The organism is Nocardioides sp. GCM10027114, from assembly GCF_042659625.1.
GTDB lineage: Bacteria > Actinomycetota > Actinomycetes > Propionibacteriales > Nocardioidaceae > Nocardioides.
The window spans coordinates 95,525-109,111 of the sequence record NZ_JBHSSS010000029.1 but is presented as its reverse complement, the minus strand read 5'-3'; the positions used below and the strand labels follow the sequence as shown (position 1 = coordinate 109,111).

The following is a 13,587-nucleotide window of genomic DNA, read 5'->3' as shown; positions in this document are numbered from 1 at the left end:
GGTCAGCCCGCCGAGCCGGCCAGTGCGGTCTCACGCTCGTCCAGGATCCGGCTGACCTGCTGCACGAAGTCGAGCATCCGCGGCCCCCACCGGCTGGCCACGTCCTCGTCCACGACGTGGACCTGCCCGTCTGCCACGGCGGACATCTGGGCCCAGCCGGGTCTCTCGCCGACGTCCGTGACGCTGACGTCGCAGCACTGGCCGTCGGCCAGGAACACCAGGTCGGGGTCGGCCTGGACGACGTACTCCTGGGAGAGCTGCGGGTACTCGTCCCGCGACCTGGACTCGTCGGCGATGTTCTCCAGCCCGAACAGCCCGTAGATCTCACCGATGAAGGTGCCGCTCGCCGCCGTGTACAGGTCCGGGGTGAGCTCGTGGAAGTAGGTGACCCCCTCGGCGTCCGGAGCGTCCGCCAGCGCCTGCTCGATCCCGTCCTTCATCTCCGAGACGGCTGCGGCCGCCTCGTCGCTGTTGCCGGTGGCCACGCCGACCCGTTCCATCTGCTCGTAGACGCCCTCGAGGTCGTCGACGGCAGGCAGAAGGAGGGTGGGCACTCGCGCCTTCTCCAGGTTGGCCACGAGGTCGCCGGTGTCGTCGGCCGCGACCACCAGGTCCGGCTCGTACTCCAGGATCGCCTCCACGTTCGGCTCGTAGCCGGACAGCTTCGTCCTGGGGGCGTCCTCCGGGTAGTCCGACTGGTCGTCGACGGCGACCACCTGGTCGCCGGCGTCCACAGCCCACAGCATCTCGGTGGCCGTCGGGCTCAGCGAGACGATGGAGACGGGCTCGGCGTCGAGGGTGATGTCGGTGCCCGCACCCTGGGGGCCGGACTCGACCGTGACCGGGAACTGGTCACCAGCCGGGGAGGCGGTGCCTGTCGCCTCGTCCACGGTGTCGACCCCGCCGCAGCCTGCGAGCACCAGGCCGATCAGCAGGCCCAGCAGCAGGACGCGGGGCGGGGACACGCGCCGCTGGGGGCGCGGGGAGATCTTCGTGTGCACAGCATCCTCCGGACTGCGGAGGACGAGAGTCGTCGGGCCGCACGCGCCACCAAGGGCCGTTGCCGCACGAACTACCTTCGTCCGAGGCCAGTTGCGTGGGACCACGGGTCAGGTGACCTGGCTCGTCCGGCCGCAGGCGGCCGGCTTCACAGTTGCGGGGACAGCGCCGGGATCGACCGGACTTCACTGAGCACCGTGGCACTCCCGTGGGACGGGAGCAGGGGCACTCTACCCCTGCTGCGACGACTGCCCTGCTGCCCCCGATAGGGTCGCTGCGGTGAGGGGCCAGCTGATGGTGCTCGGCACCACCTCGGACGCGGGCAAGACCGTCATCACGACTGGCCTCTGCCGCGCGCTGGCGCGGCGCGGCGTGAGGGTGGCGCCGTTCAAGGCGCAGAACATGTCCAACAACTCGATGGTGACCGCGGATGGCGCCGAGATCGGGCGCGCGCAGTGGATCCAGGCGCTCGCCGCGCGCGCTAGGCCCGAGGCAGCGATGAACCCGGTGCTGCTCAAGCCGGGCAGCGACCTCCGCAGCCACGTCGTGGTGATGGGTGCGCCGGCGCGGAACCTCGAGGCGGGCGAGTTCGCCGGCGGTCGTGCAGACCTCGCGCGGGCGGCGTACGACGCCTTCGACGACCTCGCCGCCCGATACGACGTCGTCGTCTGCGAGGGGGCCGGCAGCCCGGCCGAGATCAACCTGCGGGCCCACGACTTCGTCAACATGGGCCTCGCCCGGCACGCCGGGATGCCGGCGTTGCTGGTCGGGGACATCGACCGTGGCGGCGTGCTGGCGGCGATGCACGGCACCCTCGCGCTGCTCGACGAGGCAGACCAGGCGCTGGTCGCCGGCCTGGTGGTGAACCGGTTCCGCGGGGACCTGGGCCTGTTGCGTCCCGGGCTGGACACCATCACCTCGCTCACCGGCCGCCCGGTGCTCGGAGTGGTGCCGTGGCTGGCGGGGATGTGGCTGGACTCCGAGGACTCGCTGGCGGTGCCGGAGCGTGCGTCAGCCAACGAGCGCCCGGCAGCACGACTACAGGTCGCGGTGGTGCGACTGCCCCGCATCAGCAACTTCACCGACCTCGACGCGTTGTGCATCGAACCGGGTCTCGACGTCACGTTCGTGGCGGACGCACGCTCGCTCGCGTCCGCGGACGTCGTGGTGATCCCCGGAACGCGAGCGACGATCGCCGACCTGACGTGGATGCGGGCGCGAGGGCTGGACCTCGCCGTGCTCGACCACGCGGCCCGCGGCGGCGTCGTCCTCGGCATCTGTGGCGGCTTCCAGATTCTGGGCCGTGAGGTCGCCGACCCCGAGGGAGTGGAGGGCCCAGCAGGTACGCGCGTGCCAGGACTGGGGCTGCTCGACGCCACGACGACCTTCAGCCACGACAAGGTGCTGGCGACGACGGCCGGCCGTTCCCTCGGGGCGGCAGTGTCCGGCTACGAGGTCCACCACGGTCGCGTGAAGGTCGACTCGGGGGACGAGTTCCCCGGCGGGACGCGACAGGGCGGCGTGTTCGGCACCATGTGGCACGGGTGCCTGGAGGCGGACGCCTTCCGCGCCGCCTGGCTCGACGTGGCCGCCGAGCTGGTGGGGCACGGCGGACCCGTGGCCGGCGAGGTGTCGTTCGCCGCCGCCAGGGAGTGCAGGCTCGACGCCATCGCCGACGCACTCGAGGAACACCTCGATCTCGATGCGGTGTGGCGGCTGGTGGAGCACGGCCCGCCACCACTCCCGCGGGTCCGCGGCGGCGTGGTGCCCTGAACCCCGTCGGCCGTCCGTCGAGCCCGGCCAGGGTCGCTCGATCGGGGCCACGCCGTTCTACCGCCGCAGCGGCTCGGGCAGCACGGGGACGACGAGCGCACGCCGGCAGGCCCGGCGCAGGGTGGCGAGCACCGCGGGACCGAGCACGGCGATGGCCACCGCGTTGGTGATCGCGCGGCCGGTGTCCCACGACCCGGTGGACGTCAGCAGGGTGTAGACGAGGAAGCGCTGCAGGTTCTCCGCGAGCGGCCCACCCGGCACGTACGCCAGCGCCCCGTCGTACCCACTGACCTGCACGCCGGCGACGAACGGCCAGCCCCACATGTTCATCAGCAGGCCGTAGGCGTACGCCGCCACCACGCCGTAGACGACGAGCATCGCGATCTCGGCGCGCCCCGTCACGCGGCGCGGCAGCAGGCCGGCGCCCATGCCGACCCAGGCGGCCACCAGCATCTGGAAGGGCAGCCACGGTCCCACCCCGGCGGTCATCAGCGCCGAGGCGAACAGCGACGTGCAGCCGAGGACGAAGCCGAACCCGGCACCGAACACGCGCCCCGCGAGGATCAGCAGGAAGAAGACCAGCTCGATGCCGCCGGTGCCGGCGGACACGCCGCGCAGGATCGCGTTGACCGCGCTGAGCACGCCGAGCACGGCCAGCACCCGCGGGTCGAGCCCGCCCTCGCTGACCTCGGCCAGCACCACCGCGAGGATCACCGGCAGCAGCGCCAGGAAGACGAACGGCGGGTCGACCCTGGTGCCGGCGGCGGGGTCTACCTGGACGAACAGCGGCCACGTCAGCATGAGCAGGCCGGCGGCCGAGGCCAGGCCGAGCACCAGCGCGGACCGGCTGCCCAGGGAGATGGCGCGGGCGGTGCTCACCCGACCCCCAGCCGCTCGGCCACCTCGTCGACCCGCAGCCACGGCGGCCCGAGCACCTTGGTGACCTGCGGGGCGAACGCCGGCGACTGGGCGACGACCGTCCGGGTCTCGCCGGCCGACACGACCTCGCCCTCCGCCAGCACGGTTACGTCGTCGGCGACCTGCGCGACGAACTCCACGTCGTGGGTGGCGACCAGGACCGCACGCCCCTCGCCAGCGAGGTCGCGCAGCACCTGGGCCAGCGCGCGCTTCGCCGTGTAGTCGAGGCCGCGGGTCGGCTCGTCGAGGAGGACGACGCGGGGCTCGGTGGTGAGCACGATCGCGAGGGCCAGCGCGAGGCGCTGCCCCTCGGACAGGTCGCGGGGGTGCCGCGCCGGGTCGAGGCCGGGGACGAGCCGGTCGAGGATCTCCCGGCAGCGGCCGGTGCCGCCGTCGGCGGCCTCGCACTCCTCGGCCACGGTCTCGAGGTAGAGCAGGTCGCCGGCGGTCTGCGGCACCAGGCCGACGACCTCGCGACGGCGCGCCGGCTCCAGCGACGCGGGGTCGTCACCGGTGTCGAGCCCACCGCCGCGTCCGCAGCCGTGCCCGACCAGGACCGAGCCGGAGTCGCGGCGACCGCTCCCCTGGACCGCCCACAGCAGCGAGGACTTGCCCGAGCCGTTGCGGCCCATCAGCGCGGTGACGCGGCCCTCCCGGAGCGTGACGTCGACGTCACGGAGCGCCACCCGACGGCCGTGCACCACTCGCAGCTTGCGGCCGGTCAGCACGTGGGGCGTGTCGAGCACCGCAGCCACGGGCGCGGGGTCGCCGAGCTCGGGCAGCAGGGTCCGCGCCCGGCGCCGGGCGTCACGGACCGTGAGCGGGAGCGGCTGCCACGCGGCCAGCCGGCCGAGCTCGACGATGGGCGGCACGACGGGCGAGTCGGCGAGGAGGTCGGCGGGCTCGCCGACGCGGACCCGGCCGTCGCCGGGCATCAGGCACATCCGGTCCGCGAACGGGACGACGCGCTCGAGCCGGTGCTCGGCCATCAGCACCGAGACGCCGAGGTCGTGGACCAGCCGGGTGAGCGTGGCGAGGACGTCCTCGGCCGCCGTCGGGTCCAGCGCGGAGGTGGGCTCGTCGAGCACGAGCAGCCGCGGGTGCATGGTGAGCACCGACCCGATCGCCACCCGCTGCTGCTGCCCGCCGGACAGGGTGCGCAGGTCGCGGCTGCGCAGGTCGGCGATGCCGAGCAGGTCGAGCGTCTCCTCCACGCGGCGCCGCATGGTGTCCGGGGCGAGCCCGAGCTGCTCCATGCCGTAGGCCAGCTCCTCCTCGACGGTGTCGGTGACGAAGCCTGCGGCCGGGTCCTGGCCGACGTACCCGACGACGTGGGCGCGCTCGCGCGGGGGCGTGTGGACGATGCTGCGGCCGTCGAGCAGCACGTCGCCGGTGAGCTGCCCGCCGCTGAAGCGGGGCACCAGGCCGGTCACCACGCCCAGCAGCGTGGACTTGCCGACGCCGGTGGGTCCGGAGACCACGACGAGCTCGCCCTCGGCGACCGTGAGGTCGACGTCGCGCAGCACCGGGCGGGTGCCGTAGCCGAAGGTCAGTCCACGCAGCTCGATCATGCGGGGACCTCCTGGAGCGTGGACTGGGGGGTGGAGTCTGCCAGCGGCGGCGCGGGGGCGCACAACCCGCCCAGCAGGCCGAGGGCGGCCGGCGCGAGGGCCAGCAGGGTCATCGGCGGCACGGCGTCGAGGGTCGGGTGGACGACGTCGAGGCGGCGGTCGGCGAGCGACCAGGCGGCGACGCCGGCGAGCAGGCCGGAGGCCGCGACGAGGACCTCCTCGACGCGCCACCGGTCGGCGCGGTAGCGGGTACGCCGGACCCGGCGACCGGCGCTGGCGATGCCGACAACGGCGGCCAGGACGCCGAGGAGCAGCATCGGCGCGGCGAGGTAGCGCGGCGCGGTGGTGTCGAGCACCGCGTAGATCCCCACGCAGAGACCGCCGACCCCGGACAGCATGAGGGCGCCGGTACGACGCCGCTCCGCCGGCGTGGCGGCACCCGACCGGCCGTAGCCCCGGGTGTCCATCCCCGCCGCGAGGGCCAGCGACCGCTCCAGCGCGTCCTCGAGCACCGGGACGAGGGTGCGCCGGAACCGCCCGGTGCGGCTGGTCGCGCCGGCTCGGAGCCCCTGCGCGGCTCGCACCCGGCGGACGCTGTCGGCGAACTGCGGGAGCACGGTGACGGCCACCACCAGGGCGGTGCCCACCTCGTAGAGGGCGGGCGGCACCGAGCGCAGCAGCCGCTTCGGGTTGGCCAGGGAGTTGGCGGCGCCGACGCAGATCACGATGGTGGCCAGCCGGAGCCCGTCGTACAGGCCGGCCAGCAGCGCCTGAAGCGTGAGCGGCCCCAGCAGCCGGACCCCGTCCACCCAGCCGGGCAGCGGGATCTCGGGGAGGTCGAGGAGCACGGTGCCGCCCTCGACGCCGAAGACGATCCGGAACGCGACCCGGATGGCGACGATCACGACGCCGACCCAGACGTAGATGCGGAACGATCGCGACCACGGCTGGTCACCGCGGCGCGCCGCCACCACCACCGCGACCGCTCCCAGCACGAGGAGCAGCACCAGCGGGTTGGTGGTGAACGACGCCGCCGCGGCGAGCGCGATCGCCCACACCCACCAGGCCACGGGGTGCAGGTCTCGGCGCAGCCGTGGGCGGACCATCAGGCCGCCTGCCTCCGACGCAGGAGGGCGACGACGCCGGCCACGCCGAAGAGCCCGGCGATGCCGACCGGGGCCACCCAGGTGGGCAGGCCGCCGTCAGCCGAGGGCGGGTCGCCGACCGCGACGGCGTCGTCGTCGGCCGGGGTCAGCTCGGCCGAGGGCGAGGGGTCCTCGTCCTTCGTCCTGGACTCGGCCTTCCGGTCCTTGCGGTCGCCCTTGCCGCGGTCGGTCTTGCCGTCGGACCTGCCGTCGGACCTGCCGTCGGACCTGCCGTCGCCACCGGCCCGCTGCTTCGGGCCCTCGCTCGGCGCAGCGCTCGCCGAGGGCGACGGCGACGCCGAGCTGGGAGCGCCACCGGCCGAGCCCGTCGTGCCGCCGGTGGAGCCGCCGGAGCCTGATCCGCCGGCGGAGCCGCCGCCGGAACCACCGGAGCCGCCGGAGCCGCCGCTGCCGCCGGAGGCGTTGTGCTGCGGCGGGGCGACGCTCGGCTGGTCCTGCGTGCCGCCGTCCTGCCAGACGAGGCCGAGGGAGCCGCCGTCGGGGACCTCGAGACTGTCGATGCCCTCGCTGGAGTAGACCCAGCCGCCCTTGCCGTCGGACCAGAAGATCCCCCAGTAGGCGTCCGCCGGGGGCATGGTGCGGCACTCCGCGTCGGCGGGCAGGCCGTCGACCTTGCAGACGACGCCCGGGTACTGCTGGGTGCGGGTCAGGTCGTGGTGGACCTCGGCGATGGCTGACGCGACGTCGCCGCCGCCCTCGGCCACGCAGTCGGTCTCGGTGCCGCCGCCCGCGCCGTTGAAGTCGACGACCACGGACACGCCCGCACCGGTGGCGCAGGTCGCCGCCGACGCCGGCGGCATCGGGACGAGCACCAGGCTCGCCGCCGCGAGGACCCCCGCGGCGACGAGACGGCTGGCTGCCTGCCGGCCGGCGCTGCGTGCTGCGCGAAGCACGGTCAGCGGTTCCGGCACTGCTCGACGGTCAGGAAGGACAGCGCCGGCGCGGCCTGGGTGGTGGCACGCCGCCACTGGTCCTCGGCCTCGACGGTGATGCCGTCCTGCTTGGCCGTGCGGTAGCCGGCGCGGTCGTAGGCGATGGCGCCCGTCTCGCCCGCGAGCGGCGTGCCCGCCTGGCCACGGCCGACGGTCAGCTTGTCGACCCAGCCGGCCGCCTTGACTGCCGGCCTGCAGGAGCCGCGCTCACCCAGCGCCCAGGCGGCGAGGCCGGTGCTGTTCGTGTTGCTGCCCTCCTCGCTTCCGCCGAAGCTCCCGTTGGTCTTCTGCTGCTGCTTGAGCCACGAGACGGCGTCGTTGACCGCGTTCCGGACGACCTTGCCCTTGCGGCCCGATTCCAGCAGGTTGATGACCGACAGCGCGGTGACGTCGGTGCTCGGTGCCGACGACGCCGCGTCGCCGCCGTCGCACGACTGGTCGGGGGCCGCCTTGGGCGCGAAGGCGAGACGGAAGTAGCCCGCGTCGCACTGCTGCTGGAGCAGGAAGCGGAGGGCGTCGCCGGCGCGGTCGGAGCCGGCGCGGGCCAGACCACGCGCGGCGAAGGCCTGCCCGATGGTGTTGGCGTAGTCGGTGCCGGTGGTCTCGTCCTCGATGCGGCCGACCTGCCCGGGCACGTTGCTGACCAGGCCCTCGAGGCGCTGGACGAGGTCCTTGCCGCCGAGCCGGGTCGGGTCGCCGCCGGTCGCCTGGGCGAGGACGACCGCCTTGGCCACGGAGCCGGCGTACACGTCGGAGGAGCCCCAGTCGGCGCCGGTCGTCCAGCTGTCGACGTGGGGCGCGATGGCGCGACGGATCTTACGTTCGGCCTTGCGCTGACCGCCGATCGCGTCGAGCGCGAGGGCGAGGTCGGCGGTGAGGCCGTAGTCGTCGAAGTCGTACTGGTTGTTGTGCACCAGGCCGCCGGTGAGCTGCTGCTTGAGCCAGCGGCCGCTGCGGTCGTCGGCCGCGGCGGCGGCCGGCCCGGCGAGGGTGGTGGCGAGCATCAGTCCGGCGGCGACAGCCGCGACCGGACGGAGGACGTGACGCATGAAGATCCTTCCCGCTGCACAGCGGGAGGCGACCCGGACCGGGTGTCCACCCGCTGCTTTCCTCGACAGCGATGTGTTCAGGACGCGTCGTCGCGGGTGTTCCGGCTCGCGGCCCCGAAGGACCGCCTACGGTTGCGGGTCAGCGCCGGACTTGGACCGGCTTCCCCCTGCGACGGGCGTGATTGATGTGTGCGAGCGGCACACTACCCCGGTTTCGCGCTCCCCCGCGCCGCGGTCCGTACGAGGTGGCCGGACGTCACCGCGCACGTACTGGCCGATGCCGCCTATCTGCGGCGGTGGAACCGCACGTCGCCGGATGCGTGGAACTCCGTCGTGTACGCCGGGTCGTGGGCGCGGTGGTGGTGCCACGAGCACAGGCTGACCCCGTCGTCGAGGTCGGTCCGGCCGCCCAGGGCCCACTCGTGCTTGTGATGCGCCTCGGACCAGGTCGCGGGGATGGTGCAGCCGGCCGCGCGGCAGGTCTTGTCGCGCACCGCCATCGCGAGGCGTTGGGCGTCGGTGAACAGCCGCTTCGCCCGTCCTTGGTGGAGGATCTCGCCCTTGCCGCCGAGCACCATCGGGACCAGGTCCGCGGTGCAGGCCAGCCGCATCGCCTCCGACGCGGACACGAGATCGCCAGTCCCGAGCCCGGCGGCACCGAGCCGGGCGCGGAGCTGGTCGAGATCGATCGTCACCACCACCGTGGTGGCGCGGCCGCCGTGCCGCGGCAGCCTCGCGGGGTCGAGGTGCTCGAGCAGCGCACCGAACGCCTCCCCGAGCAGCCGGTCGCGCGGGACCTTCTCGTCGCCACTTGCTTGGCGTGGGCTGGAGTACGCGTCCAGGTAGGTCCGGAGCCGCCCCGCCACCGCATCACTCACCCGGGCATGGATCTCGGTCGTGCCGTCGCCCTGTCGCCGGAACGTCAGGCTGGTGCGGCGCCGGGCGTGCGCCTCGGCCCGCTCCAGCGCGTCCCGCTCCGCCGCCTCCGCCACCTCGGGGGCGACGACCTCGAGCACCTTCGCGCCGAGCACCCGCAGCTGTTTCGGCGCGAAGTGGGCGGCCTGACCGACGAGGTACTCCTCCGCCCGCGCCACGACCTCCGGGTCGAGGTCGGCGGGCAGGTCGTCGAGCGCGGCCACCAGCACCCGCGCCTGGGCCGGATTCACCGACCCCTGCGCGAGCCCCTGCCCGACCCGGGACCACCTGCCGGTGATCGCCTCGGCCAGCCGGGCCGCCCCCAGCGCGCGGCCGGCGTCGGTGCGGGTCGCGTTGGCCAGCCACGCCGCCGCCGACCGCGCACCCGAGTCCAGCGCCACCTCGTCGGCGTTCGCGAGCACCCGCAGCTTCAGCTCCTCCACCCGCGCCGCCAGCGCGGACAGCTCCGTCAGCGCCGCGGCCTGGTCCTCGGTCCGCATGTAGGCCGGGTCCACCTCGGCGACCCGGTCGAGCTCCTTGTCGATCGCCTCCGTGCACGCCAGCACCAGGTGCGTGGGATGCAGCGGCCGGATCGACATACCCAGACACTAGGCGCCACCACCGACACGTCTTCGAACGCCAGTTCGACCTGTGGAGACGTCATCGGCCGCCCTCGGTTGTGGACGGAAGCCGGGCCGCAACCCACGCCGGTCGAGCGCGTCGAGACCATCGCCGCACCGACCTCGCCGGGTCTCGACGGGCTCGACCACGGTCGGTCACCGCCCTGGGCCCTCAGCCGGGCCAAGAACGACAGTGCGGCGGATCCGGCGTACGAGGCACGCCGGATCCACCGCACAGGTGTCAGGTGGTCAGGACGTCAGGAGAGCTTCTCCAGGATCAGCTCGCGCACCCGGCCGGCGTCGGCCTGGCCGCGCATCTCCTTCATGACCGCGCCGATGAGGGCGCCGGCCGCGGCGAGCTTGCCGTCGCGGATCTTGTCGGCGACGTCGGGGTTGTCGGCGATGGCCTTGTCGACCGCGGCGCCGAGGGCGCCGTCGTCGGAGACGATGGCGAGGCCGCGGGCGGCCACGATCTCGTCGGGCGTGCCCTCGCCGGCGAGCAGGCCGTCGAAGACCTGGCGGGCCAGCTTGTCGTTGAGCTTGCCCTCGTCGACGAGCGCCTGGACCCGCGCCACGTCCGCCGGCTTCACGGCGAGGTCGGTGAGCTCGACGCCGGCCTCGTTGGCGCGACGCGCCATCTCGCCCAGCCACCACTTGCGGGCGGCCTGCGGGGTGGTGTCGGCGGCGATGGTCTCCTCGACCAGCACCAGGGCGCCCGCGCCGACGGTGTCGCGCATCTCGAGGTCGGAGAAGCCCCACTCCTGCTGGAGCCGGGCGCGCTTCTGGTGGGGCGGCTCGGGGAGGCTGCCGCGCAGCTCCTCGACCCACTCCCGCGACGGGGCGACCGGCACCAGGTCGGGCTCCGGGAAGTACCGGTAGTCCTCGGCGTCGGACTTCTCACGACCGGCTGTGGTGATGCCGGTGTCCTCGTGCCAGTGGCGGGTCTCCTGGACGATCGAGCCGCCGCCGTCGAGGATCGCGGCGTGGCGCTGCATCTCGTGGCGCACGGCGCGCTCGACCGAGCGCAGCGAGTTGACGTTCTTGGTCTCGGTGCGGGTGCCGAGGACGTCGGAGCCCTTCGGCGCCAGCGAGAGGTTCACGTCGCAGCGCAGCGAGCCCTGTTCCATGCGGACGTCGGAGACGCCGAGGCCGAGCAGCAGGTCGCGGAGCTGGGCGACGTACGCCTTGGCGACCAGCGGCGCCTTCTCGCCCGTCCCGAGGATCGGCTTGGTGACGATCTCGATCAGCGGGATGCCGGCGCGGTTGTAGTCGACCAGCGAGTGGCTCGCGCCGTGGATGCGACCGGTGGAGCCGCCGACGTGCAGCGACTTGCCGGTGTCCTCCTCCATGTGGGCGCGCTCGATGCCGATGCGGAACGTCTCGCCGTCGACCTCCACCTCGGTCCAGCCGTCGAACGCGATCGGCTCGTCGTACTGGGAGGTCTGGAAGTTCTTCGGCATGTCCGGATAGAAGTAGTTCTTCCGGGCGAACCGGCACCACTCGGCAATGTGGCAGTTCAGCGCCAGGCCGATGCGGATCGCCGACTCGACGGCCGTGCCGTTGACCACCGGCATCGCGCCCGGCAGGCCGAGGCAGGTGGGGCACACCTGGGTGTTCGGCTCCGCGCCGAACTCGGTCGGGCAGCCGCAGAACATCTTCGAGGCCGTGTTGAGCTCGACGTGGACCTCCAGGCCCATCGCCGGGTCGAACTTCTCGAGCGCCTCCTCGAAGGAGAGCAGCGTGGCGGTCATCAGCGGGCTCCGCTCGTGGTCGAGGCGAGGTCGGGGGCGCGGTCGAGGAGCGTGCCCCAGCGATCGGCCAGCAGGGTCTCCAGCGCGGCGCCGACCCGGTAGACCCGGTCGTCGGCCATGACCGGCGCGAGCACCTGGATGCCGGTGGGCAGGTCGTCCTCGTCGGCGAGGCCGCTCGGCACCGAGATGCCGGGCACCCCCGAGAGGTTGGCGGGGATGGTGGCGAGGTCGTTGAGGTACATCGCCAGCGGGTCGTCGAGCTTCTCGCCCAGCTTGAACGCCGTCGTCGGCGCCGTCGGCGAGACCAGCACGTCGGCCTGCTCGAACGCGGCCTCGAAGTCGCGCGTGATGAGCGTGCGGACCTTCTGCGCCTGGCCGTAGTAGGCGTCGTAGTAGCCGCTGGACAGCGCGTAGGTGCCGAGGATGATGCGGCGCTTGACCTCGTCGCCGAAGCCGGCGTCGCGGGTCGCCTTCATGACCTCCTCGGCCGACGGGCTGTCGATGCCCTCGGGCCAGACGCGCAGGCCGTAGCGCATGGCGTCGAACTTGGCGAGGTTGCTGGACGCCTCGGCCGGCAGGATCAGGTAGTAGGTCGCGAGGGCGTGCACGAAGTTCGGGCAGGACACCTCGACGACCTCGGCGCCGGCCTTGACCATCAGGTCGACCGACTCCTGGAAGCGTGCGAGCACGCCGCTCTGGTAGCCCTCGCCGCCGAGCTCCTTGACGACGCCGACGCGCACGCCGGTCAGGTCGCCGGTGGCGCCCTGGCGCGCGGCCCCGACCAGGTCGGGCAGCGGCCGGTCGATGCTGGTGGAGTCGAGCGGGTCGTGGCCGCCGATGACCTCGTGGAGCAGGGCGGCGTCGAGCACGGTCCGGGTGACCGGGCCGGCCTGGTCGAGCGAGTTGGCCAACGCGACGAGGCCGTAGCGGGAGACCCCGCCGTACGTCGGCTTCACGCCGACCGTGCCGGTCACGGCACCGGGCTGGCGGATCGAGCCGCCGGTGTCGGTGCCGATGGCGAGCGGCGCCTCGAACGCGGCCAGCGCCGCGGCCGACCCGCCGCCGGAGCCGCCGGGGATCCGGTCGAGGTCCCACGGGTTGTGGGTGGGGCCGTAGGCGGAGTGCTCGGTGGACGAGCCCATCGCGAACTCGTCCATGTTCGTCTTGCCGAGGATCGGCAGGCCGGCGTCCTTGAGCCGGCGGACGACGGTGGCGTCGTACGGCGGAACCCAGCCCTCGAGGATCTTCGAGCCGCACGTGGTGGGCAGCCCCTCGGTCGTCAGCACGTCCTTGACGGCGACCGGGACGCCGTCGAGCGGCGAGGTCGGGTCGCCGTCGCGGCGGCGGGCGTCGGCCGCCTCGGCCTGGGCCAGCGCACCGTCGGCGTCGACGTGGAGGAAGGCGTGCACGGCGCCGTCGACGGCTGCGATGCGGTCGAGGTGGGCGCGGGTGATCTCGACCGAGCTGGTCTCGCCGGCGGCGAGCGCGTCGGCGAGCTCCGCGGCGGTCTTGCGAGTCAGGTCCATGGCTCCACTCACTGCTCTTCTCCCAGGATCCTCGGCACGCTGAAACGCTGCTGCTCGGCCTCGGGCGCGCCGGCAAGCGCCTGCTCGGCGGTCAGGCCCGGCGTCACGACGTCCTCCCGGAAGACGTTGGTGAGCGGGAGCGGGTGGGAGGTGGGCTGCACGTCCACGCCGGCGACCTCGCTGATCGAGGCGACCGACTCGAGGATCACGCTCAGCTGCGGGGCGAGGTGGTCGAGCTCGGCGTCGGACAGGTCGATCCGGGCGAGGTCGGCGAGGTGCGCCACCTCCGCCCGGGTGATCTCGACGCGCGCTGCGCCGGGCGATCCAGGGGTTTCGGGCATGGCGATCATCCTAGGTGGGGCACGCG

General features: G+C 73.7%; 11 protein-coding genes and 1 riboswitch. Of the genes, 1 reads left to right on the top strand and 10 read right to left on the bottom strand.

Annotation, left to right across the window (positions count from 1 at the left end):
* Window positions 1-2: 2 nt before the first annotated feature.
* Complete coding sequence (locus tag ACFP2E_RS17295) at window positions 3-1,001, bottom strand: ABC transporter substrate-binding protein (protein WP_378524414.1); 999 nt, start codon at window positions 999-1,001, stop codon at window positions 3-5.
* Between the two features lie 292 nt (window positions 1,002-1,293).
* Here ACFP2E_RS17295 and ACFP2E_RS17290 point away from each other — a divergent pair, with 292 nt between their 5' ends.
* Window positions 1,294-2,772 carry a cobyric acid synthase gene (locus ACFP2E_RS17290; RefSeq protein WP_378524470.1) on the top strand — a complete coding sequence of 493 codons (1,479 nt, stop codon included), beginning with the start codon at window positions 1,294-1,296 and terminating at the stop codon, window positions 2,770-2,772.
* 57 nt (window positions 2,773-2,829) lie between these two features.
* On the opposite strand, the gene ACFP2E_RS17285 is transcribed toward ACFP2E_RS17290, so the two are convergent.
* The 9 genes from ACFP2E_RS17285 to gatC all read right to left on the bottom strand — a co-directional run bounded on the left by ACFP2E_RS17285 (window position 2,830) and on the right by gatC (window position 13,561).
* Complete coding sequence (locus ACFP2E_RS17285; RefSeq protein ID WP_378524415.1) at window positions 2,830-3,651, bottom strand: ECF transporter S component; 822 nt, start codon at window positions 3,649-3,651, stop codon at window positions 2,830-2,832.
* Window positions 3,648-5,261, bottom strand: a complete 1,614-nt coding sequence (locus tag ACFP2E_RS17280; RefSeq protein ID WP_378524416.1) for an ABC transporter ATP-binding protein — start codon at window positions 5,259-5,261, stop codon at window positions 3,648-3,650. Before ACFP2E_RS17280 ends, ACFP2E_RS17285 begins: the two co-directional genes overlap by 4 nt.
* Window positions 5,258-6,367: an energy-coupling factor transporter transmembrane component T gene (locus tag ACFP2E_RS17275; protein WP_378524417.1), complete on the bottom strand. Its 1,110-nt coding sequence runs from the start codon at window positions 6,365-6,367 to the stop codon at window positions 5,258-5,260. Before ACFP2E_RS17275 ends, ACFP2E_RS17280 begins: the two co-directional genes overlap by 4 nt.
* The gene (locus ACFP2E_RS17270) at window positions 6,367-7,338 is read right to left on the bottom strand and encodes a hypothetical protein (RefSeq protein ID WP_378524418.1); all 972 of its coding nucleotides are present in this window, start codon (window positions 7,336-7,338) and stop codon (window positions 6,367-6,369) included. The genes ACFP2E_RS17275 and ACFP2E_RS17270 overlap by 1 nt, the downstream gene beginning before the upstream one ends.
* A complete protein-coding gene (locus tag ACFP2E_RS17265; protein WP_378524419.1) occupies window positions 7,323-8,408 on the bottom strand; it encodes a hypothetical protein in 1,086 nt (361 codons plus the stop codon). Before ACFP2E_RS17265 ends, ACFP2E_RS17270 begins: the two co-directional genes overlap by 16 nt.
* Before the next feature lie 73 nt (window positions 8,409-8,481).
* Window positions 8,482-8,624: riboswitch (cobalamin riboswitch) on the bottom strand.
* A 68-nt stretch (window positions 8,625-8,692) separates the two neighbouring features.
* A complete protein-coding gene (locus tag ACFP2E_RS17260; protein WP_378524420.1) occupies window positions 8,693-9,922 on the bottom strand; it encodes a DUF222 domain-containing protein in 1,230 nt (409 codons plus the stop codon).
* Window positions 9,923-10,200: 278 nt separating this feature from the next.
* The gene (gene gatB, locus ACFP2E_RS17255) at window positions 10,201-11,694 is read right to left on the bottom strand and encodes an Asp-tRNA(Asn)/Glu-tRNA(Gln) amidotransferase subunit GatB (RefSeq protein ID WP_378524421.1); all 1,494 of its coding nucleotides are present in this window, start codon (window positions 11,692-11,694) and stop codon (window positions 10,201-10,203) included.
* Window positions 11,694-13,220, bottom strand: a complete 1,527-nt coding sequence (gene gatA / locus ACFP2E_RS17250) for an Asp-tRNA(Asn)/Glu-tRNA(Gln) amidotransferase subunit GatA (protein ID WP_378524422.1) — start codon at window positions 13,218-13,220, stop codon at window positions 11,694-11,696. Before gatA ends, gatB begins: the two co-directional genes overlap by 1 nt.
* 8 nt (window positions 13,221-13,228) lie before the next feature.
* Entirely contained in the window at window positions 13,229-13,561 is a 333-nt protein-coding gene (gene gatC / locus ACFP2E_RS17245; RefSeq protein ID WP_378524423.1) for an Asp-tRNA(Asn)/Glu-tRNA(Gln) amidotransferase subunit GatC, read from the bottom strand.
* Between the last annotated feature and the right edge of the window lie 26 nt (window positions 13,562-13,587).